Raw genomic sequence first — 26,101 nt, 5'->3', positions numbered from 1 at the left:
GTAATATTATGACTATTATGATGATTCTTCTCGCTGTCGTCGGTGGTGCCATGCTGAGTATCCAGGCTGCTATCAACGGCCAACTGGGCAGCAAGGTTGGCGTATTCAAAAGTGCGTTCCTGACATTTTCGATTGGCGCGCTGGTGACGGGACTGCTGATCTTCTTCTTCGAACCCAAACACACCCTAACCCTGATGGACGTGCCTAAATGGCAGTTGCTGGGTGCAATGTTTGGCGTGCCGTATATCGTCATTATGGTACTGGCCGTCCAGCGCATTGGCGCTGCAGTTGCCACGGTCGCCGTCATTTTTGGCCAGCTGACCATGAGCATGCTGATCGATAACTTCGGCTGGCTGGGCAATGAGTCGATTCCGTTCTCGATGAGCCGACTCGGCGCCATCATCTGCCTGGGTATCGCGCTGTTTTTCATTTATTCCAGCAGCAAGTCAAAAGCCGCTCCGGCGAAAAAGCCCCTGCAGCAGGAAGCACCTAATAGATAAGCCCAGCCAGTTCAGATGAACACTGTCTGAAGAGTGCCAGAAATGTCCTGACACTCTTCAGCTATTACACTGCAATGCCCAGGCTAAATTCAGATGTCCGGGGCAGGGCAAAGCTGGAATGTCCTCTCCTCACTCACAACGGACCTTCAGGTCTGTCAGATGACCGCTTCGTGCCAGAAGCGGATATGATGTCGGTTCTGAAACAACGCTTTTCATGGTGGCGGCCTCATCTCGTTGATGAGGCCGCCACTAACATCAAGGCCTTTCAACCTGCGGAGGTTGATGCTGGAATTCGGGCAATGACCTTAATTTCAAAATCGAATCCCGCAAGCCAGGTAACTCCAACAGCTGTCCAGTTCGGGTAAGGGGGCTTCGGGAAAATTGACTGTTTCACCTGCATAATTTTCGGAAACTGATTTTCCGGGTCAGTATGAAAAGTGGTGACATCAAGTAGGTCGTCAAATGTACAACCAGCAGCTGCAAGCGTTGCTGCCAGGTTATCAAACGCAAGTTGAACCTGTGCGGCAAAATCCGGCTCCGGCGTACCGTCGGCGCGGCTGCCAACCTGACCGGAAACGAACAACATATCGCCAGAACGGATCGCGGCGGAATAACCGTGCTCTTCATAGAGAGCATGGCGGTTAACAGGGAAAATAGGTTCACGCTGGATCATGGCATTTCCTTTCTTAAGTCAATGTGTGATGCGGGATGCGCGGTATGCAAAATTGATTTAATATACGCGGCGTATGTTGAATTAATCACACATACGCCGCGTATGTCAAATGACATTCGTTACGTATGTCAAAAAGGAGATCGTATGGCCGCCAAACGCCGTGCCGAAACAATGGAAGAGAACCGAGCCAAATTGATTACGGCAGCCCGGAAGCACTTTGCCGAAAGAGGTTTTGCTACCGCATCGATGGATGAATTAACCGCCAGCGTTGGCCTGACACGCGGGGCGCTATACCACAACTTTGGTGATAAAAAGGGGCTGCTTGCCGCTGTTGTTGCTCAAGTAGATGGTGAAATGGCACAACGAGCCAAAGCCGCCGCCGCGAATGCCGGTGACGACTGGGAAAGGCTGCTGGCTGAAGGGATTGCCTACATTAAGATGGCGCTGGATACAGAAGTAAGGCGTATCGTTCTGCTTGATGGCCCGGCTTTCCTTGGGGATCCTGCACAATGGCCCAGCCAAAATAGTTGCCTCGAATCCACCCGACAGACCGTCATAAATTTGATCGAACGAGGTGTACTTAAATCGGTTGACGCGGATGCCGCTGCACATCTGTTAAACAGTGCCGCGCTGAATTCCGCACTTTGGATTGCTGCGAGCGACGATCCGCAGCAGGCGCTGCCAAAAATTATTGAAGCGTTTACGCAACTGGCAAGCGGCTTACGGAACAGTTCCAATAAAATATGATGAGATGTTTGAGCTAATATATTGCAGTGCGGATGGGTAATTACATCTGATCTGACAGCTATGTGCCAGAAGCGGACTTTACTCTCTTACATTTTACGGAATGTGAGCGCTACAAATGTGGATCAAGGCTCCAGATACCACGAGCCAGTGACGCGTACTACTTTGATATGTCCGGCCGTAACGAAAAATAAACCTTGTCAATTCAACCCGCTACGGCGGGTTTTTTTATGCAACTACTTATTTCGTTAAGGCAGCCGGAGATAGCATGATCGAGGGTGGCATCAGTGAGGGAGATCTCCTGGTCGTCGATAGCTCGCGAAAGCTTCAACAGTAATTACGAGCTCTACGCAGATATGTCCAATCGCGTGATGACGACGCTGGAAGAGCTCTCACCGCGGTGCGAAATTTACAGTATCGATGAAGCTTTTTGCGATTTCACCAGTGTTCGTAACTGCCGGGACCTTACCGATTTTGGCCGGGAGATACGTGAGACAGTGTTATGCAGGACACATCTAACCGTAGGCGTGGGAATCGCCCAAACTAAAACACTCGCCAAGCTGGCAAACCATGCGGCTAAACAATGGCAGCGGCAGACCGGCGGGGTCGTGGATCTTTCCAATATTGAGAAGCAGCGCAAACTGATGGGCGCACTGCCGATTCATGAAGTGTGGGGCATCGGGCGCCGCATCAGTAAAAAACTAGAGGCTATGGGGATTAAAACTGTGCTGCAGCTGGCTGATACCGATATCCGTTTTATCCGGAAACATTTTAATGTGGTGCTGGAGCGAACCGTGCGGGAGCTGCGTGGTGGAGGTGTTCGCGCCGGTAAAACAGGAAATAGTCTGCAGCCGCTCGTTCGGCGGCCGAATTACGGAATACCATGAGATGAGGCAGGCGATCTGCAGCTACGCATCGCGCGCAGCGGAGAAACTCCGTGGCGAGCATCAGTACTGCCGCTTCATCTCTGCGTTCGTTAAAACCAGCCCGTTTGCGCTGAATGAACCGTACTACGGTAACAGCGCATCGGTAAAGCTGCTAACGCCAACCCAGGACAGCCGCGACATCATCACCGCGGCGACGAAATGCCTCGACGCGATATGGCGAGACGGGCATCGCTACCAGAAAGCAGGAGTAATGCTGGGGGATTTCTACAGCCAGGGCGTGGCACAGTTGAATCGGTTCGATGACAACGCACCACGGCAGAACAGCGAAAAGTTAATGGAAGTTCTCGACCATCTCAACGCGAAGGATGGCAGGGGGACGCTATATTTTGCAGGGCAGGGGATAAAGACCGCCTGGCAAATGAAGCGCGAGATGGTATCCCCGCGCTATACAACACAATTTAAAGATATTTTAATTGTAAAATAACCTCCCCCTTTAATACATTCAGTTATTTCAACACTCTTTTCAAACTAAACAACATCCTTTTTATTGTTTTAATTTGAACTGAGATATTAGATATTAAGATCTCAGTGTTTGCTTGAATGCCAGTAACTTCGGAAGTGTTTACAACAGTTTTGAACAAATCAAGTGAGTTGCATAATTGGTTCATTTTTGTTTTTATTTTTTTTAATCGCAATATTCTCTCATTGTATAAATCCATATTGTCAGAGGTTATATCATACTCAAAGTCTACAAGTTCACTTAACTCAATGTATCTTTTATTTAGTTCTTCATACTTGGATTGGAAATGATTATAAATGTCAATTATGTCTTCAATAGTATCAATGTTCTCTTTCAAAAATGAGGTTTCAAATGGCTTGTCAATAATATAATCAAAACTAACAATGTCTGATTTTGACAAATCATAAAGGCCAGATGGTTTCGAAGAAGTGTGTGAATTTGAGTTGAACAACGTTTTTATTGCTTTGTTGAAACTCTCGGATGAGATTTCTTTAATATCATCAACCGATGATTGTTTTATCTGTGAGTTTTCTAAGTATTCTCCGGCTTCGTATAAAAAACTAGAGTGACTTATCATTCTAAAGCTTTTAATATTACTATTAAAGTAAATTTCTGTTTGCAGAGGTTCGCTTGGCCCGATAGTTTTATTATCATGACTGAACCACCAGTCCTTTTTTGAATCATCAGTAATAAATATTATATTGCAGTCATCATGACTTTTAGCAAAGTTTAATATTTCCTTCCATAAATATAAATCGCCAAATTTATCTTTGAACTCCACTCCGTTATAAAAACTTATGCCTTCTCCTTTTTCTTTCTCATCCATAAAGCCTGGAGGGATTTTTTTAGAATATCTTAGCGCACCTTCAGTATTAATAGTGTCTATTAAATCTTGTTCGGGAATTTCTCCACAGTTTTCCCCAATGATTTCATCAAGATTTTTTCTGATAAGATCTGATTCCTTAGTTTTTTCTTTTATTTTTATTCTCGGTTCAATTTTTTGCTTTATAAAATCATTGATTGATGTGGATAAAGAATCTTTCAGTGAAGAAACTTCTTCAGATAGTGAAGCGTACAAATGTTTTTTTACTTGAGCATCGGAAAGTGCATTGTCAGTTGAATTGACAAGAGAAGTAATGCCTTTTTTAAGTTTTTCAAGGCTTTTTATGCTTTGAGAAATGACATTAATTCGATTTTTTTGATATTCTAAGCATACGTGAAATGGAAACCATGACCTGGAGGATAACATTTTCATCACTGCAAATATATCATCCTTTGTTTGTTCTTCGCATCTATATAAATTTAATAAAGTATTTGTATCAAAAATAAATATCGTATCTTTATCATTCCATATCTTCTTATAATCATTTTGTTTAGGAGTGTAAAATCCGCAAAATTTTTTTTTCATTACATATCCCACGTTAACAGAAGAGATTTCCTATACCATATCAGAGCTAGAATATTGTCTACAACAGATTTACTCTGGCTATGTACATTAATCTCTTTACACGACACAGTATCTTAAGTGTACTCCGCGGAAAAGACGGCACGATTGCCCAGCACTTTGCATGTCGACAATCTCTAAGTCGTCAGTTGTGATTACAGTCACAAAATCTTCGCTTCATCACAGCGTTCACAACTGTCGCGAGTATTCCTAACATTCAAATAAAATGTAGGGGAAGTATCAGCATATGAGGATAGTGCGTTCAAAAAATGCTGGAATACTAAATCACCAGAAGTGCTTAACTTCTTGATTAAAATAGGTTCTAAATATGAGTAATTAACGTGTTTTTTAAAGTATCGTATTGATTTTAATATTCATTTCTCCGGTCTTGAAAACCGGTCTTTTGATGAGGAATTATTACATTTCAAACAAAAAGATCGTTCTGCAAAAAAATTTTATTTTCAGGAAAATCAACATGTTAAATGCGCGCAATAAAACCTTATTTTGACATGCTAATACAAGGATTTTCTCTTAAAAAACATGTCATTACTCTTTTCCTGGTGGTGTGTCGGTGTGGTACATGGATATCGACACCGATGTGAAATTCAAAGCCGGCGGCGTGGACCAGAAGGTCAGTACCCGCCTGGATCCGTGGGTGTTTATGTTCTCTGCGGAATATCGGTTCTGATTTCTACTGCAAAATTCCGGCAAGGCGGATCATGATATGACCCGCCTTGCCGGTGCGACCGGGTCATTCGACGCCGCAGCCGAAATCAATCACTGCCGGGAGCGGCGGCGGCACCGGCGTCGATTCCTTCATCGATCCGCGTAATCATATAGGGGAAGAATGGATTTGAAGACTGGCGCATGAGTGAATCCAGCCCAACAACAAGCACCGAGCGCTCGCCACGGGCAGCAAATGTCCCGAGGCTGATACCATATTGATTTAGCGGATGTGGATAGCGCCCATATAAGGAGTCACTTAAAGGGAAGGGGAGAGCAACGTGGGAAAGGGAGTAGACGTCCGGCAAATAGCGCTGCCCCTGTAGTTTTTCCACAGATTGTTCTGTTTTCCCGGCCGGCGTGGTGCGGATCTCCATTTCTGTCGTGCCAGGATTCGCGTTAGTGATGATCGTGGTGCTATAAAGCCGCGGAGCTGCAGGGAGCAACCGGGACAGCGCGGTGTATGATGTTCTGCGTAATAACGAATTAAACCTCACCGCATGATTCAAATCGAACAACACTATTTCACTGCCGTTATCCGGTAAACGGTTGTACAACGCCGTGACGATCGCCCGCGTACTGACGGTTGAATCCATGACCGATTGAAATGTCAGCACCGGAGGTAGGCTTGCCATTTTTTTGTTACGCGAGTCAGTGATAATTTGGCTCTGAAGCGCCTTTGTCAGCAGGAACGACTGGCGGGCGGCATTGGTCGGGAATGAGTTATATTTAAACGGATTGAACTCCGGCATTATGCCTAACCATGCGGCTTTGGCGAATGCGGGTAGAAACGCAGGCCAACCCGCCAGGCCGGAAAAACGCGCGAAGCTCGTAATACCAATCATCGGCGAAATCAGGATCACGCGCTGTGGCTTAGCCAGGCCGGGATTATCCAGTGCGTCCAGCGTATATTTCATCGCCAGAGCACCGCCATTGGAAAATCCGACCATATGCAGCGGCACATCGTGACCAGCAAGCTTTTGCGCTTCTCTCACCGCAAGGCGCGTTGCGGCAAGCCAGTCCTGCCAGTTCACGTCGGTCAATGCTGCAGGGACGGTGCCGTGCCCCGGTAATCTGATCCCAATGGCGATATAGCCATGCTGACGGTAGTTATTAGCAATATGCCTTAGGCTGTAGGGGGTATCCGTCAGACCATGCAACAACACCACTGCCCCTTTGGGCCTGGCGTCCGGCATCATGATGTAAGACCGATTCCAGTTTGTTGGGAATGTGTCCGGATAGATAGGGCTATCGGCATAGTAACGATTCAGTTCAGTTTGCTGCTGAACATCAAGCTTATCCGTGACGTTACGTTTAACTTCGTTGAAGAGCGAATTTTCTCTCTTGATGTAATCGTTCCAGTCTGCGCTGTCGATCTCATCCGCGTCCATCTCATCAGGGACGTACGTATGCCAGAGCTGCAGGTCGGGTCCGCGCTGAATGTCATACAGGCGTATCCCAATAGCGCCAACCACTAAAAGAAGTAAGGAGAATACGATACGTTTTAACCACTTCGCGAATTTCATCGCTTTGGTTCCTGTCCTAATCCCATATTTTTTAAGTATAAAATAAAATCAGGCGTTACATACAGACCGTCTTGACGCTTATGCAAAACTTAAGTCGTTTTCGGTGGGTTATCCCCTGTAGAAAGCGGGCTATTTTTCGAACCCGCGAAAGGGGCTGGAGTGCTCCCCGTTGATGAACCCATCCCGATGTTACCGATTCCAGGCCTCTTGCCGCCCTGGCCGCGGTATGACCAGGGCCTGCTGTGGTTCTCTGCCGGCTCTCGATGCCTTTGTGCCTTACCCCGCCTGCCGTTCTGTACCCATCACCACGGCACGGTGCGGCCCTGATAATCCAGATACTCCAGCCCCGGGCGCTGGCGTTTCTCCAGCAGCACTTTGACCAGGCTGGGGATGGTCTCCTCGATGGTCAGCGGCGCCGTGTCGCCGCCCAGTGCGGTGCGGATCCAGCCCGGCGCCATCGCCACCATCGGATGCGTCGCCGCAGCCGCGCGGGCGGCAAAGCTGCGCATAAACATATTCAGCGCGGCCTTGCTGCCTCTGTACAGCTCGCGCTGCCCGCTAAGGTTATTGCCGAGACTTCCCTGTCCGGAAGACATCACGCCGAGCAATCCCGACGGGGTCACGTGGCGCTGCAGGCGCTCTATGACCCGCATTGGCGCCAGGGCATTGGTCTGCATCACCTGCATAAACTCCGCTGTGGAGACCTCGCCGATGGTCTGTGAAGGATCGCGGTTGGTGGTTCCGGCATTGACAAAGAGCATCTCCAGGCGGCTTCCCGAGAGCCTGTGGTCCAGGGCGGCCAGCTGCTCGTCGTCGCAGACGTCCAGCGTTTCAAGGCGCACCCGGCCGGGGTTATCCCGGGCGAGCTGGTGAAGCGGCGTAGGGTGCTCAATATCGCGTACGGTGCCGATAACGTTCCAGCCGTGCTGCAAAAATTCGGCGGCCATCGCGTGGCCCAGCCCGCGAGAGGCGCCGACGATTAAAATGCTGTGATGAGTAAGAGGGGTCATAGTCGAAATCCGCAGTAAAGAGTGAGGATCTGACTATAGTCATAGGCTATATCAGGCGGAAGGCGCAACATGTGCACTATTAGCATGCGCCGCACGCTCTATCTTACGGCAGGATACCTTATGACCGATCCCGATTTTAATCTTCTCGTTGCCCTCGACGCGCTGCTGGCCGAAGAGAGCGTGGCCGGGGCGGCGCGACGGCTGGGGCTCAGCGCATCGGCAATGAGCCGGACGCTCACCCGCCTGCGCGACGCGACCGGCGATCCGCTGCTGGTCAGGGCTGGGCGTAAAATGGTGCTAACCCCACATGCGCAAAATATCAAAGCGCGCGCGCAGAATGTGCTGTTCGAGGTGCGTTCGGTCCTGAACGCGTCGCTTTCGCCGCTCCAGCTCCCGATGCTGGTGCAAACCTTTACCTTGCGCACCAACGAAGGCTTCGTCGAAACCTTCGCCCCGGCGCTGATTGCCGCCTGCGCGCGGGATGCGCCGGGAGTGACGCTCACCTTTGTGGCGAAGACCGAGAAGGATCCGCAGTTTTTGCGCGAGGGGCGGGTGGACCTCGAGATTGGCGTACTCAAGAATATGGGGCCGGAAATCCGCCTGCAGGCGCTGTTCCGCGATCGCTTCGTCGGCGTGCTGGCGAAGAGCCACCCGCTGGCGCAGTCGGCACGCATGACCCGGGAAGCGTATATCTCCTGCGGGCACGTGATTACGTCTCGTCATGGCATGGTGCGGGGGCCGGTTGATGACGCCCTCGCCGGGTTCGGCCTGCAGCGTAAGATTGTCGCCGTGGTGCCCAGCTTTGCCGCCGCGCTGGCGGTGGCCCGCCGTTCGCAGCTGATTGCGCTGGTGCCGGCATCCTATATTGGCGACGGCCCTGCGGCCGATATCGCCGTTTTTGAGCTGCCGGTACAGACGCCGGAAATCACCGTTTCACAGATGTGGCATCCCCGACAGGAGCAGGAGCCCGGCCACCGCTGGTTGCGTCAGCAGGTGCTTAGCGTATGTCGTCGGGCGCACCAGGGGTAAAAAAAAGCCCGCAACGAATGCGGGCGAAAAATACTGGAAGCAATGTGAGCAATGTCGTACCGAATACCTGAGTGTTTTGCTCAACTATTCGGTAATGAGAAAGATAATGTTTCTCATTTAAGATATCAACCCCATCTTTTGTGCGGAAGCGATTTTTTTAATCGATCACGAAAACGCTGCGCTTCTGGCTGTTGTCGCGTGGCCAGGCGGCCGCCACTTCCCGCAGCGGCAGCGGCGTGGTGGCGATAGTAAACCCGCCGGCCGCGGCGGCCTGCAGCATCTCCCCGGTTGCCGCCAGCAGCTGGGCCATCGACAGGCTGCCGATCCCGCTGCCCAGCAGCTGCAGCGGCGCCGAACGCAGCACCGCGCCGTTGAGTGAAATATCCGCCCCGGAGAGAGAGCCGACCTGGACATAGCGTACCGGCGCATGGCCGGGGCTGCTTTTTGCCAGCGCCGGGAGCAGCAGCTCGGCGCTATGCCCCCACAAATAGTCGACGACGACGTCAATCTGCCCTGCGGCAAGCTCGGCGAACTGAGCGCACAAAGTCGCGTCATCCGCGCTCAGGTTGATGCAGACGTCCGCGTCGAGCGCGGCCAGCGTCTGCGCATTACGCCCGGTGGCGATCACTTTTTTCGCGCCCAGATAGCGGGCGATCTGGATGGCCAGCTGTCCGGCGCTGCCGGTGGCGCCGTTGATCAGCACCGTCTCACCGGCGATAAAGCCCGCGCGTTTAACCAGCGCAGCCCAGGCCGACATCCCGGGGTTGGCCATGGCGGCGGCGGTAACATCATCCAGCGTATCCGGCAGCGGCAGGCAGTTAGCCGCCGCCACCGGCGCCCGTTGCGCCATGCTGCCCCAGGGCGCGCGAGGGAAGGCGAAGTAAACGCGCTGCCCGTCGGGGAGGGTTCCCGCACCGTCGATGCCCACCACGAAGGGCAGACGACCGTCAAAGCTGTAGTGCTTGCCGCTCGCCCGGCCCTTGACGACGTGGCTGATGGCGGCGGCGCGTACGTCGACCAGGAGGTGATGCTCATCGGCCTGCGGATCGGCAAAGTCGGCCCACACCGGGCCCTGCTGGAGTTCGAATACGACGGCTGCTTTCATGGTGTTACCTCCGGGAAGAATTACGTGTAAAATGCACATATCAGATAACGGCACTATACACCGGGTTAAATAATATATGCAAGATGCACATAATGATTACGATATCACCGACTTTCACGGCGCGCTGCTGGATATCATCCGGGTGATGAATCTGCCGGTGCGCGATGAGCAGATACTGCAGGCCGCCGGGGTGCAGCTCGATCAGATCCTCTTCCCGCTGCTGGTGGCGATAGGGCGCTATGGGCCGGTGGGCGTGGTTGAGCTGGCGGATAGCCTGGGACGGGATTACACCACCGTCAGCCGGCAGGTGAAAAAGCTGGAGGCGCAGGGCCTGGCGCTGAAGCAGCCCAACGTTAGCGATCGACGGATTAGTGAAGTGACCTTGACCGGGCAGGGTCAGACGCTGATTGAACGTATCGCGTTAGCCAGAACGCGGCTGATGAATCAGGTGCTCATGGACTGGACGCAGGAGGATGTGCTGGCGCTGTTTCGCCTGACGCGTAAATACGCGGACAGCCTGCAGCAAAAAATAACCGCCTGACGAATGGCCAGGCGGTCGGGGCGCTACGCTGCTTTAGTGGCGGCTTTAAGGCTCTGCACAAAAGCCTTCAGCTCGGCCAGCATCGTTTGCGGATCGCTGAGGTTACGTTCGATGATTTTGACGATGGCGGAGCCGGAAATTGCCCCGGCGGCGCCGGCGTCAATCGCGGCGGTCACCTGATCGGCTGCGGAAATACCAAAGCCCTGCAGCGGCGGTGCGGCGTTATATTCGCTCAGCTTCTCAATAAGATGATGCAGCGGCAGGGCGGCACGGTTTTCCGCCCCGGTGACCCCGGCGCGCGACAGCAGATAGGTATAGCCGCGACCAAAAGAGGCAATCTGGCGCAGCAGTTCGTCATCGGCATTCGGCGGGCAGATGAAGATGGGCGCGATATTGTGCCGCATTGCCGCCTGGCGGAACGGCGCCGACTCTTCGATGGGCACATCGGCGACCAGCACGGAATCCACGCCAACCCGCGCGCATTCGGCATAGAAGGCGTCAATGCCGGGGCTGAACACCAGGTTTGCGTACATCAGCAGGCCGATAGGGATCGTCGGATGCTTGTGACGGATTGCCGCCAGCATCTCGAAGCACTGCGCCGGCGTCACGCCAGAGGCGAACGCACGCAGGGCTGCGCCCTGGATAGTCGGGCCATCGGCCAGCGGGTCGGAGAAGGGAATACCCAGCTCCAGAGCGTCGGCGCCCGCTTCGATCAGCGTATCGATGATCTGCAGCGACAGCGCCGGGTTGGGATCGCCCAGCGTGACGAAGGGAACAAACGCGCCTTCCTGGCGAGATTTCAGTTGTGCAAACAGCGTCTCATAACGTTCCATCAGATTTCCCCTCGCGCTTTCAGAATATCGTGTACGGTGAAGATGTCTTTATCGCCGCGACCGGACAGGTTAACCACCAGCAGCTGCTCTTTTTCCGGATTTTCACGCATCATTTTTAGCGCATGGGCCAGGGCGTGGGAGGATTCCAGGGCCGGAATAATCCCCTCATGGCGGGAGAGCTCTTTGAACGCTTCCAGCGCTTCGTTGTCGGTGATCGACACGTAGTCGGCGCGGCCGGTGCTGTTGAGGAACGCATGCTGAGGGCCCACCGACGGGAAGTCCAGCCCGGCGGAGATAGAGTAAGATTCTTCAATCTGGCCATCATCGGTCTGCATCATCGGTGATTTCATGCCGAAATAGATACCCACGCGACCGTGCTTCAGCGGCGCGCCGTGCTCGCCGGTTTCAATTCCGTGGCCCGCAGGTTCAACCCCGATCAGCCCCACGTCGGTTTCATCGATAAAGTCAGCAAACATGCCGATAGCGTTGGAGCCACCGCCGACGCAGGCGATGACCGCATCCGGCAAACGGCCTTCGCGCTCGAGGATCTGCGCTTTGGTCTCTTCGCCGATCATGCGCTGGAACTCGCGGACGATGGTCGGGAACGGGTGCGGGCCGGCTGCGGTACCGAGCATATAGTGAGCGGTATCGTAGCTGCCGGACCAGTCGCGCAGCGCTTCGTTACAGGCGTCCTTCAGCGTGGAGGAGCCGCTGTGCACCGGGATCACTTCCGCTCCCATCAGGCGCATGCGGAAGACGTTTGGCGACTGGCGCTCAACGTCTTTAGCGCCCATATAGATGCGGCATTTCAGGCCGAGCAGCGCGCTGGCGAGCGCGGAGGCCACGCCGTGCTGGCCGGCGCCGGTTTCGGCAATGATTTCGGTTTTACCCATGCGCTTCGCCAGTAATGCCTGGCCCAGCACCTGGTTGGTTTTATGCGCGCCGCCGTGGAGCAGATCTTCACGCTTGAGGTACAGCGTGGTGCGGGTGCCTGCGGTCAGGTTACGACATTTGGTCAGGGCCGTTGGACGACCGGCGTAGTTCTTCAGCAGGTCGCTAAACTCAGCCTGGAACTCAGGATCTTTCTGCGCGCTGACGAAAGCTTCTTCCAGCTGGCGCAGGGCGGGCATCAGGATCTGCGGGACGTACATACCGCCAAATTCGCCAAAATAGGGGTTCAGTAAAGTACTCATTATTGCATTGCTCCTTAATATGCGCGCAGCGTCTGGAAAACCGAGGCCAGCTTGCTGGCATCTTTAATACCCGGCTGCGACTCAACGCCTGAATTAAAATCGAGTCCGGCACAGCCGCTTTTGGCGGCTTCTACGCAGTTATCGGCACCGAGTCCGCCTGCCAGCAGGACGTTACCCAGGTCCTGGCCCTGTAAAAGCGTCCAGTCGAAGCGCTGACCGCTGCCGCCCTGGCCGTTATCGAAGAGATATTTATCGACGTGATGCAGGCTGCGTTCCGGCAGCGTGTCACCGACGCTGAGCGCTTTCCAGATCTGGATTTGCTCCGGCAGCCGCGCGCGCAGCGCGTCGATATAGGCCTGATCTTCGCTGCCGTGCAGCTGAACCGCAGCCAGCTGCAGGCTCTCTGCGCGCTCGGCCACGTCCTCGACCGGCGCATCGCGGAATACTCCGACGTAGCGCAGCCCGGCGGCCTGGATAATCTCTTTAGCCTGCGCCTCGTTGACGACGCGCGGTGAGCCAGGGACAAAAATCAGCCCGCCGTAGATGGCGCCGGATTCACAGGCCACCTGCGCGTCCTGAGGACGGGTCAGGCCGCAAACTTTGTTTTCACCGAGCAGCACGCGCCTGACGGCCGCGTCGAGGTCATCGTGCTCCATCAGCGCGGAGCCAATCAGGAAGCCGTTAGCAAAGTGGCTGAGATCGCGGACCTCGGCGTAGGTATGAATCCCGGATTCGCAGATCACGGTGACGTCATGGCCCAGGCGCGGCGCCAGCTGGCGGGTGCGGTTGAGGTCAATCGACATATCGCGCAGATCGCGGTTGTTGATCCCGACCACCTTTGCCTTCAGCGCAATGGCGCGTTCCAGCTCTTCTTCGGTACTCACTTCGGTCAGCACGCCCATATTGAGGCTGTGCGCGACGGCGGCGAGCTGGCGATACTGTTCATCGTCAAGCACCGACAGCATCAGCAGGCAGGCATCGGCCTGGTAGTAGCGCGCCAGATAGATCTGGTAAGGATCGATGGTGAAATCCTTGCACAGTATCGGCTGCGGCGCGATGGCGCTGACGATGGGCAGAAAATCAAAACTGCCCTGGAAATATTTCTCATCGCACAGCACCGAGATGGCCGAGGCGTAGTTCTTATACACTCTGGCGATTTCCGCCGGGTCAAAATTCTGGCGAATCAGGCCCTTCGACGGCGAGGCTTTTTTGCACTCGAGAATAAACACGCTGCGCGTTCCCGCCAGGGCATCGTAAAAGTTACGCTGCGTCGGGACGACCTCGTTTTGAAAACTGGCTAACGGCTGCTGCTGCTTGCGGGCTTCTACCCAAATCGCTTTGTCGGCAACGATTTTTGCTAAAACGGTCTGCATTATTTACCCTCTTGCCGCTAATGCGGTCACTCTGTCATAGGCCGCTCCGCTGCGCAGCACGTCAATCACCTGCCGGGCGTTGGCTTTCAGGTCTTCATGCCCGTGTAAACGCATCAGCATTGCCACGTTGGCGGCGACCGCGGCTTCATGAGCGGCTTCACCTTTACCTTGTAGTAAGCGCGTCAGAATGTCACGGTTTTCTTCCGGCGTGCCGCCGGCCAGCTGCTCCTGGTGATAAGGCGTCAGGCCAAAGTCATCTGCGGTCAGCTGATAGCTTTTGATCTCGCCGTTATGGAGCTCGGCGACCACCGTTGGCGCGTGGAGCGACACCTCATCCATGCCGCCGCTGTGGACGACCGCTGCCCGCTGGTAGCCCAGCACGCGCAGGGTTTCCGCGATAGGCAGCACCAGCTCCGGGCTGTAGACGCCAATCAGCGCCAGCGGCGGGTGCGCCGGGTTAATCAGCGGCCCAAGGACGTTAAACAGCGTCCGGGTCTTCAACTGCTGACGGACCGGCATCGCGTGGCGGAAACCGGTGTGATATTTCGGTGCAAACAGGAAGCAGACGCCCAGCTCATCCAGCGCGGTGCGGGATTTATCGGCGTTCATATCGAGGTTGATGCCGAATGCGGCCAGCAGGTCGGAAGAGCCCGATTTGCTGGAGACGCTGCGGTTACCGTGTTTCGCGACCTTCAGCCCGCAGGCTGCGGCCACAAACGCGCTGGCGGTAGAGATATTGATGCTGTTGCTGCCGTCGCCGCCGGTGCCGACGATATCGGCAAACGGGTAGTCAGGACGCGGGAACGGCGCGGCATTTTCCAGCAGGGCGGTGGCGGCGCCGGCAATCTCCTGCGGCTGCTCGCCGCGCACCTTCATACTGACCAGGGCGGCGGCCAGCTGCTCCGGCTTCACTTCGCCGCGCACGACCGCAGAAAACAGCTGGTGGCTCTCCTGCTGGCTCAGGGTTTCCGCCTGATACAGCTTTTCCAGAATCGGCTGGATGGTGTTGGTTTGCTCCAGCTTCTGCAGCGCCCAGGCCAGCGTTTGCTCCAGCAGACGCGCGCCCTGGGTGGTGAGAATCGACTCAGGGTGGAACTGGAAGCCGCAAACGCGATCGGCATCATGACGCACCGCCATCACCATCCCGTTATAGTTGGCGTTGATGGTCAGCCCGGCCGGAATGTTGCTGCCGACCAGCGAATGGTAGCGGGCAACCGGCAGCGGGTTAGTCAGGCCGGCAAACATCGCCTGGCCGTCATGCTCGATGCTGGACGCTTTACCGTGCAGGATTTCGCCCGCCTGGCCGACGTAGCCGCCGTAGGCTTCAACAATCGCCTGATGGCCAAGGCAGATGCCGATGATCGGCAGCTTGCCGCGCATGCGAATCAGCAGCTCCGGCATGCAGCCGGCTTCGCTCGGCGTACCCGGGCCCGGGGAGAGCATCAGCACCGGATTGTCCATCGTGCCGATACGCTCGATTAAGGTTTGTGCCGGAACCGAGTTACGGTAAATCACGACGTTATGGCCGTTGGCGCGCAGCTGGTCTGCCAGGTTATAGGTAAAAGAATCGATATTATCGAGCAGCAGAATGTCGGCCATTAGAAAGTCTCCTTCGCGTGGTGAGCCTGGGCAATTGCGCGCAGCACCGCGCGGGCTTTATTTCGGGTTTCATCTGCTTCGGACTGAGGCACTGAATCGAGGACAATACCGGCGCCGGCCTGAACGGTGGCCACGCCGTCCTGCACGTAGGCTGAGCGGATCACGATGCAGGTATCCAGGTCGCCGTGGGCGGTGAAATAGCCGACCGCTCCGCCGTAGCTGCCGCGACGCTTACCCTCCGCGGCGGCGATCAGCTGCATCGCGCGCACCTTCGGCGCGCCGCTCAGGGTGCCCATATTCATACAGGCGCGATAGGCGTGCAGCACGTCGAGGTCGTTACGCAGCTCGCCGACCACCCGGGACACCAGGTGCATCACGAAAGAGTAGCGGTCGACTTTGGTCAGGTCGGCCACGTAGCGGCTGCCCGGAGTGCAGATGCGGGCGAGGTCGTTACGCGCGAGGTCTACCAGCATCAGGTGCTCGGAGAGCTCTTTATGGTCGGTGCGCATTTCGAGTTCGATACGACTGTCGAGATCGCGATCCAGCGAACCGTCGGCGCGGCGGCCGCGCGGGCGGGTACCGGCAATCGGGTAGATCTCAATCTGGCGGCTGACGGCATCGTACTTCAGCGAGCTTTCCGGCGACGCGCCGAACAGGGCGAAGTCGTTATCCTGCATAAAGAACATGTACGGGCTCGGGTTGCTCTTCTTCAGCACGTCGTAGGCCGCCAGCGGTGACGGGCAGGGCAGAGAGAAGCGGCGCGATGGCACCACCTGGAAAATTTCGCCGGCGCGGATAGCGCGCTGCATTTTGCGGACCACGGCGCCGTACTCTTCGTCGCTCTGGTCGCAGTCGCAGGTCATATGCTCGACCGTCGTGACCGGCAGCGGTGCCGGCGGCTCGTTGAGCTGCTGGCGAAGCTGGGCGATGCGCTGCGTCAGACGCTGCTTTTCGCTCGCCAGCGGCGTGAACAGGCTCGACTGGATGCGCGTGCTTTTGCTCTGGTGATCGATAACCAGCAGCGTTTCGGCCAGGTAGAAGCAGTAGTCCGGACAGGCGGTGTCGCTTTCCAGCGGCGGCAGGTTTTCGAAACCGGCCACCAGGTCATAGGCAAACAGGCCGCCGAAGAACATCGCTTCGCGCTCGTCGTGCGGCACGGTGACCAGCTCCTGCAGCAGGCGGAAGGCGTCAAAGACCGACAGAGAACAGAGGCGAGCATCCTCATCCAGCAGGGCGCTGACCGGGGGGAAAGTTAACGTCCGGCCGTTCGGCTGACGCAGATTTTCGATGCCCGCAGGCAGGGCGTTGTCGAGTAAATCCAGCAGCGATGCGCCGTTGCTGGAAAGCGCCTGAATAGTGACGGTGTCACCTAAGGCGGTGATGCGCAGCGCGCTGTCAACCAGCAGCAGGCTCTTTAAATCATCTTTGCTGTCGATATCCGCGGATTCCAGCAGCAGGGTTGCCGGACGCGCGCCGCACAGCTGGTGGAACAGCGCCGTCGGGTTTTCGCGATAGATGGCGTCGCTGGTGAGAAGCTCGAGTGCCGGTTTTGATGTTTGCATTATTGTTCTCGCCTGTTCGGTATAATAATTTGTCCAATAAAAAGCCCGCTCATTGGCGGGCCGGGTATCTGTATGCTGAGTGCAAAACGCGATCACGCCGCCCGTTATCAGGAGGTGCGCCACCAGCCGTGCAGAGTGATAGTTTGCGTTTTCATCGTGATACCCCTTCATGTGAACTTGCGTACTAGTTAACTAGTCCAGAGGAATAATGTCAACCCCTGTTTGCAGATTTTCTCCGCGAGTCGGTATGATAATGCGCTTATTTAAGTCCATGTCCAGCAGGAGTCACCTTGAGCGATACCCTTTACGCAGTGATTTACGATCTGCATAGCCATACCACCGCCTCTGACGGGCGGCTGACTCCAGAAGAACTTGTCCATCGTGCCCACCAGATGCGGGTGGGGACGCTGGCGATTACCGATCACGATACGGTGGCGGCCATTCCCGCCGCACGGGCGGAAATTGCCCGCGCCGGCCTGCCGCTGACGCTGGTGACCGGGGTGGAGATTTCCACTCTGTGGGAAAACCATGAAATTCATATCGTGGGTCTGAATATTGATATTGAGCACCCGGCCATGCTGGCTCTGCTTGATGAGCAGAAGGCGCGCCGCCAGCTGCGGGCGCAGATGATTGCCGAGCGGCTGGATAAGGCGCGGATCCCCGACGCGTGGGAGGGGGCGATGAAGCTTGCCGACGGCGGGGCGGTAACCCGCGGACATTTTGCCCGCTTCCTCGTGGAAGCCGGCCACGCCAGCAATATGGCCGATGTTTTTAAAAAATACCTCGCCCGCGGGAAAACCGGTTACGTTCCGCCGCAGTGGTGTACAATAAAACAAGCGATTGATGTCATTCATCATTCTGGCGGCAAAGCGGTTGTCGCCCATCCTGGGCGCTATGACCTCTCCGCCAAGTGGCTGAAAAGGCTGTTGGCCCACTTTAGCGAGCAGGGCGGCGATGCCATGGAGCTGGCCCAGTGTCAGCAGGCGCCGCATGAGCGCACGCAGCTCGCCGCGTATGCCGTCCAGTTTGGTCTTCTGGGCTCCCAGGGTTCTGATTTCCATCAGCCCTGCCCGTGGATTGAGCTGGGCCGTAAACTTTGGCTACCCGCAGGTGTAGAAGGGATCTGGCACAGCTGGGAAACGGCCGCAGAATAAAATTGAGAGGGAAGTATGAGCCAGTTTTTTTACATCCATCCGGACAACCCGCAGGCGCGGTTGATTAACCAGGCGGTGGAGATCGTGCGTAAAGGCGGGGTGATTGTCTACCCCACTGATTCAGGCTACGCATTGGGGTGTAAGATTGAAGATAAGGGCGCGATGGAGCGGATCTGCCGCATTCGTCAGCTGCCGGATGGCCACAACTTCACCCTGATGTGCCGCGATCTCTCGGAGCTTTCGACCTACGCGTTTGTCGACAACGTGGCGTTTCGCCTGATTAAAAACAACACGCCGGGCAACTACACGTTTATCCTCAAAGGGACCAAAGAGGTGCCGCGTCGTTTGCTGCAGGAAAAGCGTAAAACGATCGGCATGCGCGTGCCGTCGAACCCGATTGCCCAGGCACTGCTCGAGACCCTGGGCGAGCCGATGCTCTCCACCTCGCTGATGCTGCCGGGCAGCGAATTCACCGAGTCCGATCCGGAAGAGATTAAGGATCGGCTGGAGAAGCTGGTCGATCTGATTATCCACGGCGGCTATCTGGGCCAGCAGCCGACCACGGTTATCGATCTGACCGACGATGCGCCGATCGTCGTGCGTGAAGGCGTCGGCGACGTGAAGCCGTTCCTGTAATCTTTTTCCCCTCCGCCGGGCGCTGCGCCCGGCATTCACTCCGCGTTCTGCACACAATATTTATTTTAAGATAACATTGATATTGAGGCATTCTTTTCTCAGCCGTATTATTAGCTCGCTTACGATATCTGCTACAGACATCGTTCCTGATTAGAACCTCAATATTATGCATAAGCTGACAATCACCCCTGCCGATTTTTTTAAGCAGGAGAATCCATTATTTAATGCCGTGGTGCTGTTTTCTACGACGGTCGCGCTATATGCCGCCGGACGTCTGATTCGGCATAATGACATTGCATTATTTTGGCCGATGAATGCGGTGCTGGCCGGGCTGTTTATTCGCCATCGGGTGCTGCGTCAGTTTCACTATTTTACGATTTTTATTCTCGCGACCTTATTTTGCAGCCTGGCAGTGGGGAGCCGCAGCGTAAGCGAACTGCTCACTGACTTTTCTGATATTGCCTTTGTGGCGATGCTCAGCTGGATGATTATCAGCGAAAAAAAGCGTTGCGAAAGTTTTATCAAAATAACGATATTTCGCCTGTATAGCTATTGCTTATTAACGGCGGTCGCATGTTCCGGGCCAGGCAGCTATTTTTTCTCGCTATCCCATCAGATCGATTTTTGGCGTATTTATCCGGTGTGGTTTAGCGAAGAGTTTACCACCAGCGTACTGATTCTGCCGTTTGTCTTAATCTGTACGGCGCAGCAGCCGTTTCGTCCCACCGAGCTCAGGCGACTGATCCCGGTGGGGCTGCTGGCCGTCTCGCTGGCTATCTCGATTGCCACCGGCACGGCGGGGAGTATGGGGACGCTGTCAATGATTCTCCCGGCGCTAATCTGGTGCGCAATTAGCTACTCGCTGCCCACGACCTGCCTGCTCACGCTGCTGGCCGGGGTGGTTGAGGTGCTGATGGTCGATCAAAAGGCCGGGGGTATCAGCCTGGTGGGGCATGTTCCCCTGATAATCTCGGCCCGTTTGGGGATTGCGTCGATTGCCATTAGCCCGGTGATTGTCGCGGTTAGCGTTCAGGCCATCAATACTCTGGTCAGGCAGCTTTCTCATCAGGTCAGGTACGACTACCTGACCCGCGTATATTCGCGTTTTGGCCTCTACGAGCGGCTAAAAGAGCTGCACGATGGCGAGCGCGATACGCCGCTGAACGTACTGGTTCTTGATATCGACCATTTCAAAAATATCAACGACACCTGGGGCCACGACTGCGGCGACAAGGTGCTGGCGGCATTTGCGGTTCGGGTGCAGAACGTGGTGGGCCAGCGCGGCATCGTGGCGCGGCTTGGCGGCGAGGAGTTTGCGGTCATCATGGCGGGTAAACCGGGCGGCGAAGGCTATCTGCTGGCAGAAGAGATCCGCAAGGAGATAGAGAGTATGCAGGTGGAATGGGGCAGCAAAATGCTCTCTCTGACCGTCAGCGTTGGCCTCAGCTACGGCAAGGCCATGCGCTGGAATATCGTCGATATTTTCGACAAGCTTCTGTCAGAGGCCGACGCCTATCTCTATCAATCGAAAAAAATGGGCCGCAATCGCACCAGCGCCCCGCCGGTAACGGCCATCAGCCAGCCGCTGGCGTCAATCTGATTATTCTGCCGAGAGCTATCGGCAGGGTTATTTCATCGCTTCACTCACAACGAATTTATAAAGTAACGTGATTTATGGCAAAGTCTTCTCTTAAAGCGTATCCGTTCACTTTGTTGAAAAGTGTTCTCATCGTTTCATTACTCTCGCTGATCGTTAGCGTGTTCTGCCTGACGGGGCTGTTTAATTACCAGTCGCATCAGGTCGATGAGGTGGTGAATAAACAGCTGCTGCTCGGCAAGAGTGAATTGATACAGCATAAGCTGGAAGATTTTTTCGACTATCCCCAGCAGGTCAGTAATTTATTACTGCAGTATCTGCAGGGCGTCGAAAACAGCACGGCGGATCCCCAGCTTATTCCAGAGATGGTCTATTTAACGGCCCACGCTTTTAATACTACCCCGGCGTTCAAGAGCCTCTCTTGGGCTGAAAGGAACGGCCGCTATTATGCTATTGCGCGCGCCAATCACAGTAATCAAATATATCTTGAGCGCACCCTGGAAGCCAATTCTCAGCGGCTGGTGAAATACAGCGGTATCACCCAGGACTCCAATATCGTCAAGGTCAACGAGAGCTTCAGCGTTCAGCAGCAGCCGTGGTTTAGCGCAGCCCGGCGGCAAAAGCTGCCGTATTGGCGCACGGAGTATCTGACCGACGGCCCGGTCGTGGCGTATCACCTGCCGGTGTACGACCGCCAGGGGCAGTTTCGCGGCGTGGTGACCGGCAAAACGATGCCGACCGATATGAGGGAGTACCTGCACAGCATTCTGCCGGGAAAAAACGACTCGCTGCTGATTGCGGACGACAGGCGCAATATCGTGGTGCAGGTCGGCGCCGGCGCGCTGCTGCAGCAAAACCAGCCCGTGATTCGCCAACTGCTGAAATCGGACGGCCGCCAGCGGATGCTGACGTTTCGCGTCGGCGGAGACGAATACCTGGCGACCGCGTTTGATGTGCAGGATCGCCAGCATTTACTGAAGTGGAAAGCGGTGCTTATCGCGCCGCGACACGCCGCGATTGCCGAAATGAAAAAGCAGCGGCTGATGATGACCTTCAGCAACATGCTGTTTGTCTTCGCCCTGATGGTGGTGCTGGCGCTGATCATTTCTCACTTCACCGGCACCCTGAAAGAGGTGGTGGGTAAGGTTCGTCTGGGGCTGACTCCGTGGAAAAAAGAGCGTAAGCGCCTGTTCCCGGAGATTGCCAGCCTGGATGAGGCGCTGAATAAGGTGGCGCTGGCGCTACCGGGAACGTTCGAATTTAAGCGCAAGAAGCTGGAGGAGGATGTTGAAACCGGTTTTTTAACCCGCAGCGGTCTGCTGCATACCGAATCGCTGTATGAGAACCGAAACCTGCTGGCAATGGTGCATGTCAGCAACTACAACTCGGTCAAAAACGTGCTGGGCAACGAGCTGGCGCGGCAGTTTATCAAACAGTTTACCCAGCGCCTGCGCGCGATGCTGCCAGAAGGGGCGCTCTGCTGCTGCGACCGGGAAGATCTGTTCATCATCGCGTTTGATGGCATCTACGAGAGTAAGGATGTGACCTATTACTGCTCGCTGCTCTCCTCGGTTTTCCGCCTGACCACGACGGATATGTCCGGCGAATCGCACATCTATACCGGCCACGTGGGAATGGTGATTGAGACGCTGTCGCAGGAGAATATTAGCGAGTGCCTGATGAACGTCAGCCTGGCGCTGCAGCACGCCCAGCTCCAGCGCAACGGCGCCAGCGAGCTCTTCACGCCCCAGATGCGCGAGGAGGAGGTCAATAACCTGCGCCTGCATCAGGCGCTGTGCGACGATCTGCAAACGGAGGGCTTCCACCTGGTTTTGCAGCCGATCGTGCCTTTTGACCCCGAGCTCGCCTGTAATGAAGGCGAATGCCTGATTCGCTGGCAGTCTAACGTGCTGGGCTTTGTCCCACCGGACAAGTTTATTGGCCTGGCGGAAAACACCGGCATGATCGTACCGCTCGGCAAGTGGATCGTCGAAACCGCCTGTCGCGAGCTGGCGATGTTTATCGCCCGCGGCGCGCCTCGGGACTTCAAGCTTCACGTCAACATCTCCGCGGTCCAGCTTCAGCAGCCTGATTTTTCGCATCATCTGCTGGAGTCAATTCATCGCAATGAACTAATGAACAGCAATATCTGCATTGAGATCACCGAAAGCGTGCTGCTTCACGATACCCACAGGATCGTCGAAATTCTGGCCTATTTACGCCGGCTGGGCGTCTCCGTGGCCATCGATGATTTTGGTTCCGGCTACTCAAGCCTCTCCTATCTGCACTCGCTGCCGTTCGATTGCCTGAAAATCGATCGCGGGTTTGTCAGGAACGTCCTTGATGACAAGAAAAGTGAGGCGGTGATCGCATCCGTTCTGATGCTGTCGCAAAGCTTTGATGTTCCCCTGGTCGCCGAAGGCGTTGAAACCGCCGAAATGGGCGCCAAGCTGCGGGAGATGGGCTGCGACCTGGCGCAGGGCTACTACTATTCGCGACCGAAGCCGTTCGATCATTTTGTTCCGCAAGACGGTGTTTTACTCATCAAACCGGAATAACAGGCGCGTTTCAGGGCAGAGCATCTATGCAAATTTTAAAAAAGCAGTTCTCGATTAAGCGCTACCCGCTGTCGTTAACCCACGCCGTTTTGCTGACGCTGCTGGCGACGGTTAGCGTGGTGCTGATCACCGTCTACGCCTTCCTTTACTACGAGGGATACGCCTTTTTTGATGAGGTCAGCGAAAATATCCTCAGCGCCAAAAAGGCGACGATTGAGGCCGCAATCCACGAATATATTGACGTGCCGATCCAGTCCAACGCGATTATCGTGCACGCCATTGGCCGCGAGGAGGGGGACTCCATTGCGGTACGCAGCCTGATTGGCGAAATGGTGAATAACATCAACAACGTTTTTACCGAGAAGCAGTACCTCAACGTGGTCGAGTTTGGCGGGGTAAACGGTGATTTCGTGCAGATCGCCCATGATAAGCACCGCACCCACGACGATTACCTGACCCTCAAAGATGCCGGTACTCACCACAAGCTGATGTCGTTTCATCACCTTAGCCCGGACTCTGCCGTCGAGCAGATCATGGATAACTACGACATCTATCAGCGGGCGTGGTTTACGTCGGCGGAAAAAGATCGCAACCCTCACTGGATAAAGCCTTTTCATGATTATGAATATAATCGGGAGGTTGCCGTCGCGTTTAGCTCGCCGGCGTTTAATCGCCAGGGCAAGTTTGTTGGCGTGGTATCCAGCGAACTGCATCTCAACGAACTCAATAAAAATCTGCAGAAATTCAATCCGTTTCCTGAAAGCATGCTGCTGATTGTCAACGAACACAACCAGCTGCTCTCGTCTTCGCTTCCGGCTTTGTCCCAGGCCATGCTAAAGGATGCTAAGCAGTCTGAGGTCGTGCTGCCAACTCTGGATAAAACCGGTATACCGGTCATCAGCGCAGTCAATAAAGCGCTGCCGCGTCCCCTGCAGAGCGGTTTTCGCTCGATTGAGATCGATGGCGATAGCTACTATGTCGACGTCTTCGCCATCCACGACCGCCAGTCGCTGCTGAAACTGAAGGGCATTATCATCAGCCCCGCCAGGGTGCTTACCCACTCGGTGGTGAAGTACTTGATGATGACGATGGGGATGCTGTTTATCGTTCTGACCTCCGGTTTGCTGATTGTTTTCCTGGTTCTGTCGCGGGTGGCCAAGCCGCTGCAGGAGATCGTGCGTAAAGCTGACCGGCTGGCGACCCACCGCTGGACGCCGCCGGACAATAAGCGCCACTTCCCGGAAATTATTTCGCTGGAAACCACCTTTATGGCGCTGTCGCACAAGCTGGCGGAGAGCTTTGAAAGTCAGCGGCAGAAAATTGAAGAAGACAGCATGACGGGGCTTCTCACCCGGGCGGGGCTGCTGCAGCAGGAAGCGCTGTACAGCCGGCGAAACCTGGTGGGGCTGGTGCATATCAGCAATATGAACACCATTATTAACTCCCTGGGAGCGGAGTACGGCGATACCTTTATCAACGAGTTCGTTAGCCGTCTGCGGAGCCTGCTACCGACGGACACGCTGATCGCCCGGGATAAAGTCGATAAGCTGATTCTGGCGTTCCCGGGAATTAATCAGCAGAAGGACTACCAGCGCTACCGCGATATGCTGTCCCAGCTGTTTATTGGCGAAGGTCTGGACCAGCATCCTTCGGGCAAGAAATACGTCTATACCGGTAACGTGGGCATGGTCATGACCGAGGTCACCAGCGAAAACATCACTCAGGTGCTGCAGGAAGCCTGGATCACGCTAAAACATGCGCAGAAGCAGGGTAACGGCGTCGTTTCGCTGTTTGCCAGCGAAATGCGCGAGCATGAGCTCTACAACATCCGCCTGCATGAGCATCTTAGCGATGCGATACATCATCATGAATTCCATCTGGTACTGCAGCCGATTATCGATCAGGGAGATGAAGAGCACTGCCGCGAGGGCGAGTGCCTGATTCGCTGGCACTCGAAGGCGCTGGGCAACGTGCCGCCGGATCGCTTTATTCCGCTGGCGGAGGAGACCGGACTCATTATTCCGCTGGGGAAATGGGTGATCGAAGAGGCCTGCCGGGAGCTGGCGGCGATGATCGCCCGCGGCGCGCCGAAGGATTTTGTTATCTATATCAACGTCTCGGCGATCCAGCTGCTGCAGCAGGACTTTGCCTGGCATTTGATGGACTCGATTCGCCGCAGCGGTTTGATAAACGCCAACGTGTGCATTGAAATTACCGAGCGCGTGCTGACCAGCAACGTGCAGCGCATCAGCAAGATGCTGAACTATCTGCGCCGCCACGGGATCGCCATTGCGCTCGACGACTTTGGCGCGAACTTCTCCAGCCTTTCGTATCTGCATACGCTGCCCTTCGACAGCATCAAAATTGACAGGCACTTTGTCAGCGGCTATTTGGGGGATGATAAAGCCAAATCGGTGATTAACTCCCTGATTGTGCTTGCCCGCGGTTTTAAAGTGCCGCTGATTGCCGAGGGCATCGAAGACGAAAGCGTGAAGCTGCAGCTGCAGCAGCTGGGCTGCCAGAAAGCGCAGGGATACTATTTCCACCGTCCGGCGGAGTTTTCCAGCTTCCGCTGCGATACGGGTTCGTTCTATTACCAGCACGCTAAGCCGGAGGACGAATCGCGCTGAAATAACCGCCGGGCGGGGGAGATAAAAGCGCGAGGCTGATACATAATTCACTCTGCGCTGCACAAAAAACGGCGCGAATTCGCCGACGAATGCAACGCGAAGAAGCTTTCATTTCGAAGTTAGTGTAGTATGTTCGGCCACGTATATACGGGCGCGTCCGGCATCGGCTGAAGATGGTGAGCGTCTGTTATTTGAAAAGTATCTACAGAACAGCAGGTTAGAGCGTTTTAGCCTGCTGTTTTACAAAGTATACCAGACGCCTGG

General features: G+C 55.1%; 20 protein-coding genes, 3 pseudogenes and 1 other annotated feature. Of the genes and pseudogenes, 12 read left to right on the top strand and 11 right to left on the bottom strand.

The window, feature by feature from the left end:
- The first annotated feature begins 8 nt into the window (after positions 1-8).
- Complete coding sequence (locus tag HCK03_RS15785) at positions 9-500, top strand: DMT family transporter (RefSeq protein WP_041145156.1); 492 nt, start codon at positions 9-11, stop codon at positions 498-500.
- 265 nt (positions 501-765) lie between these two features.
- On the opposite strand, the gene HCK03_RS15780 is transcribed toward HCK03_RS15785, so the two are convergent.
- Positions 766-1,173, bottom strand: coding sequence for a RidA family protein (locus HCK03_RS15780; RefSeq protein ID WP_076945365.1), 408 nt, complete (start codon positions 1,171-1,173; stop codon positions 766-768).
- A gap of 144 nt (positions 1,174-1,317) precedes the next feature.
- Between HCK03_RS15780 and HCK03_RS15775 the strand changes: the two genes are divergently transcribed.
- From HCK03_RS15775 to umuC, 3 genes and pseudogenes are all read left to right on the top strand, one after another.
- The gene (locus tag HCK03_RS15775; RefSeq protein WP_041145160.1) at positions 1,318-1,920 is read left to right on the top strand and encodes a TetR/AcrR family transcriptional regulator; all 603 of its coding nucleotides are present in this window, start codon (positions 1,318-1,320) and stop codon (positions 1,918-1,920) included.
- A 229-nt stretch (positions 1,921-2,149) separates the two neighbouring features.
- Positions 2,150-2,239 (top strand): annotated as a pseudogene (locus tag HCK03_RS15770) (S24 family peptidase); the annotation flags it as partial.
- Between the two features lie 4 nt (positions 2,240-2,243).
- Positions 2,244-3,288: pseudogene (gene umuC, locus HCK03_RS15765) on the top strand (translesion error-prone DNA polymerase V subunit UmuC); the annotation flags it as partial.
- Positions 3,289-3,310: 22 nt separating this feature from the next.
- On the opposite strand, the gene HCK03_RS15760 reads toward umuC, so the two are convergent.
- Complete coding sequence (locus HCK03_RS15760; protein WP_167691871.1) at positions 3,311-4,732, bottom strand: PIN-like domain-containing protein; 1,422 nt, start codon at positions 4,730-4,732, stop codon at positions 3,311-3,313.
- A gap of 601 nt (positions 4,733-5,333) precedes the next feature.
- On the opposite strand from HCK03_RS15760, the pseudogene HCK03_RS15755 reads away from it, so the two are divergent.
- Positions 5,334-5,456: pseudogene (locus HCK03_RS15755) on the top strand (OmpW family outer membrane protein); the annotation flags it as partial.
- 85 nt (positions 5,457-5,541) lie between these two features.
- On the opposite strand, the gene HCK03_RS15750 reads toward HCK03_RS15755, so the two are convergent.
- Positions 5,542-7,017, bottom strand: a complete 1,476-nt coding sequence (locus HCK03_RS15750) for an alpha/beta hydrolase (protein ID WP_041145163.1) — start codon at positions 7,015-7,017, stop codon at positions 5,542-5,544.
- A gap of 302 nt (positions 7,018-7,319) precedes the next feature.
- A complete protein-coding gene (locus HCK03_RS15745; RefSeq protein ID WP_167691870.1) occupies positions 7,320-8,027 on the bottom strand; it encodes an SDR family NAD(P)-dependent oxidoreductase in 708 nt (235 codons plus the stop codon).
- A gap of 120 nt (positions 8,028-8,147) precedes the next feature.
- Between HCK03_RS15745 and HCK03_RS15740 the strand changes: the two genes are divergently transcribed.
- On the top strand, positions 8,148-9,056 hold the full coding sequence (locus tag HCK03_RS15740; RefSeq protein WP_167691869.1) for a LysR family transcriptional regulator: 909 nt from the start codon (positions 8,148-8,150) through the stop codon (positions 9,054-9,056).
- Between the two features lie 157 nt (positions 9,057-9,213).
- Here the strand turns inward: HCK03_RS15740 and HCK03_RS15735 are convergent, their stop codons facing one another.
- Positions 9,214-10,161, bottom strand: a complete 948-nt coding sequence (locus tag HCK03_RS15735; protein ID WP_167691868.1) for a quinone oxidoreductase family protein — start codon at positions 10,159-10,161, stop codon at positions 9,214-9,216.
- Between the two features lie 76 nt (positions 10,162-10,237).
- Between HCK03_RS15735 and HCK03_RS15730 the strand changes: the two genes are divergently transcribed.
- Entirely contained in the window at positions 10,238-10,702 is a 465-nt protein-coding gene (locus HCK03_RS15730; RefSeq protein ID WP_167691867.1) for a MarR family winged helix-turn-helix transcriptional regulator, read from the top strand.
- 23 nt (positions 10,703-10,725) lie between these two features.
- Here HCK03_RS15730 and trpA read toward each other — a convergent pair whose 3' ends face one another.
- The 6 genes from trpA to trpL all read right to left on the bottom strand — a co-directional run bounded on the left by trpA (position 10,726) and on the right by trpL (position 17,417).
- Positions 10,726-11,535 carry a tryptophan synthase subunit alpha gene (gene trpA / locus HCK03_RS15725; RefSeq protein WP_041145168.1) on the bottom strand — a complete coding sequence of 270 codons (810 nt, stop codon included), beginning with the start codon at positions 11,533-11,535 and terminating at the stop codon, positions 10,726-10,728.
- Positions 11,535-12,728 (bottom strand): tryptophan synthase subunit beta, encoded by a 1,194-nt coding sequence (gene trpB / locus HCK03_RS15720; protein WP_041145169.1) that lies wholly within the window; start codon positions 12,726-12,728, stop codon positions 11,535-11,537. Before trpB ends, trpA begins: the two co-directional genes overlap by 1 nt.
- A 14-nt stretch (positions 12,729-12,742) precedes the next feature.
- Complete coding sequence (gene trpCF / locus HCK03_RS15715) at positions 12,743-14,101, bottom strand: bifunctional indole-3-glycerol-phosphate synthase TrpC/phosphoribosylanthranilate isomerase TrpF (RefSeq protein ID WP_115193028.1); 1,359 nt, start codon at positions 14,099-14,101, stop codon at positions 12,743-12,745.
- 3 nt (positions 14,102-14,104) lie between these two features.
- The gene (gene trpD, locus HCK03_RS15710) at positions 14,105-15,700 is read right to left on the bottom strand and encodes a bifunctional anthranilate synthase glutamate amidotransferase component TrpG/anthranilate phosphoribosyltransferase TrpD (RefSeq protein ID WP_041145171.1); all 1,596 of its coding nucleotides are present in this window, start codon (positions 15,698-15,700) and stop codon (positions 14,105-14,107) included.
- A complete protein-coding gene (locus HCK03_RS15705; protein ID WP_041145172.1) occupies positions 15,700-17,262 on the bottom strand; it encodes an anthranilate synthase component 1 in 1,563 nt (520 codons plus the stop codon). The genes trpD and HCK03_RS15705 overlap by 1 nt, the downstream gene beginning before the upstream one ends.
- Before the next feature lie 35 nt (positions 17,263-17,297).
- Positions 17,298-17,393, bottom strand: a sequence feature (Trp leader region).
- Positions 17,370-17,417: a trp operon leader peptide gene (gene trpL / locus HCK03_RS26660; protein WP_115193975.1), complete on the bottom strand. Its 48-nt coding sequence runs from the start codon at positions 17,415-17,417 to the stop codon at positions 17,370-17,372. Its footprint overlaps the feature before it by 24 nt.
- Before the next feature lie 135 nt (positions 17,418-17,552).
- Between trpL and rnm the strand changes: the two genes are divergently transcribed.
- The 5 genes from rnm (at position 17,553) to HCK03_RS15675 (ending at position 25,837) form a co-directional block, all read left to right on the top strand.
- The gene (gene rnm / locus HCK03_RS15695) at positions 17,553-18,416 is read left to right on the top strand and encodes an RNase RNM (RefSeq protein WP_167691866.1); all 864 of its coding nucleotides are present in this window, start codon (positions 17,553-17,555) and stop codon (positions 18,414-18,416) included.
- A 15-nt stretch (positions 18,417-18,431) separates the two neighbouring features.
- On the top strand, positions 18,432-19,052 hold the full coding sequence (locus HCK03_RS15690) for an L-threonylcarbamoyladenylate synthase (protein WP_076945377.1): 621 nt from the start codon (positions 18,432-18,434) through the stop codon (positions 19,050-19,052).
- Positions 19,053-19,218: 166 nt separating this feature from the next.
- Positions 19,219-20,652 (top strand): GGDEF domain-containing protein, encoded by a 1,434-nt coding sequence (locus HCK03_RS15685; RefSeq protein WP_115193026.1) that lies wholly within the window; start codon positions 19,219-19,221, stop codon positions 20,650-20,652.
- Between the two features lie 74 nt (positions 20,653-20,726).
- Positions 20,727-23,207 carry a bifunctional diguanylate cyclase/phosphodiesterase gene (locus tag HCK03_RS15680; protein WP_167691865.1) on the top strand — a complete coding sequence of 827 codons (2,481 nt, stop codon included), beginning with the start codon at positions 20,727-20,729 and terminating at the stop codon, positions 23,205-23,207.
- A 26-nt stretch (positions 23,208-23,233) separates the two neighbouring features.
- Entirely contained in the window at positions 23,234-25,837 is a 2,604-nt protein-coding gene (locus tag HCK03_RS15675; protein ID WP_167691864.1) for a bifunctional diguanylate cyclase/phosphodiesterase, read from the top strand.
- Positions 25,838-26,101: the final 264 nt, after the last annotated feature.

The sequence above is a fragment of the Klebsiella terrigena genome (genome assembly GCF_012029655.1).
Lineage (GTDB): Bacteria > Pseudomonadota > Gammaproteobacteria > Enterobacterales > Enterobacteriaceae > Klebsiella > Klebsiella terrigena.
This window is presented reverse-complemented; position numbering and strand designations above follow the sequence as displayed.

Bases quoted from the DNA above. Each gene is read 5' to 3' on its own strand.
- HCK03_RS15740 (WP_167691869.1), top strand. From the start codon at position 8,148: ATGACCGATCCCGATTTTAATCTTCTCGTTGCCCTCGACGCGCTGCTG.
- HCK03_RS15775 (WP_041145160.1), top strand. From the start codon at position 1,318: ATGGCCGCCAAACGCCGTGCCGAAACAATGGAAGAGAACCGAGCCAAA.
- HCK03_RS15705 (WP_041145172.1), bottom strand. From the start codon at position 17,262: ATGCAAACATCAAAACCGGCACTCGAGCTTCTCACCAGCGACGCCATC.
- trpB (WP_041145169.1), bottom strand. From the start codon at position 12,728: ATGAGTACTTTACTGAACCCCTATTTTGGCGAATTTGGCGGTATGTAC.
- HCK03_RS15685 (WP_115193026.1), top strand. From the start codon at position 19,219: ATGCATAAGCTGACAATCACCCCTGCCGATTTTTTTAAGCAGGAGAAT.
- HCK03_RS15680 (WP_167691865.1), top strand. From the start codon at position 20,727: ATGGCAAAGTCTTCTCTTAAAGCGTATCCGTTCACTTTGTTGAAAAGT.
- HCK03_RS15675 (WP_167691864.1), top strand. From the start codon at position 23,234: ATGCAAATTTTAAAAAAGCAGTTCTCGATTAAGCGCTACCCGCTGTCG.
- trpD (WP_041145171.1), bottom strand. From the start codon at position 15,700: ATGGCCGACATTCTGCTGCTCGATAATATCGATTCTTTTACCTATAAC.
- HCK03_RS15785 (WP_041145156.1), top strand. From the start codon at position 9: ATGACTATTATGATGATTCTTCTCGCTGTCGTCGGTGGTGCCATGCTG.
- HCK03_RS15760 (WP_167691871.1), bottom strand. From the start codon at position 4,732: ATGAAAAAAAAATTTTGCGGATTTTACACTCCTAAACAAAATGATTAT.
- HCK03_RS15730 (WP_167691867.1), top strand. From the start codon at position 10,238: ATGCAAGATGCACATAATGATTACGATATCACCGACTTTCACGGCGCG.
- HCK03_RS15735 (WP_167691868.1), bottom strand. From the start codon at position 10,161: ATGAAAGCAGCCGTCGTATTCGAACTCCAGCAGGGCCCGGTGTGGGCC.
- HCK03_RS15745 (WP_167691870.1), bottom strand. From the start codon at position 8,027: ATGACCCCTCTTACTCATCACAGCATTTTAATCGTCGGCGCCTCTCGC.
- trpCF (WP_115193028.1), bottom strand. From the start codon at position 14,101: ATGCAGACCGTTTTAGCAAAAATCGTTGCCGACAAAGCGATTTGGGTA.
- HCK03_RS15780 (WP_076945365.1), bottom strand. From the start codon at position 1,173: ATGATCCAGCGTGAACCTATTTTCCCTGTTAACCGCCATGCTCTCTAT.
- HCK03_RS15750 (WP_041145163.1), bottom strand. From the start codon at position 7,017: ATGAAATTCGCGAAGTGGTTAAAACGTATCGTATTCTCCTTACTTCTT.
- trpA (WP_041145168.1), bottom strand. From the start codon at position 11,535: ATGGAACGTTATGAGACGCTGTTTGCACAACTGAAATCTCGCCAGGAA.
- HCK03_RS15690 (WP_076945377.1), top strand. From the start codon at position 18,432: ATGAGCCAGTTTTTTTACATCCATCCGGACAACCCGCAGGCGCGGTTG.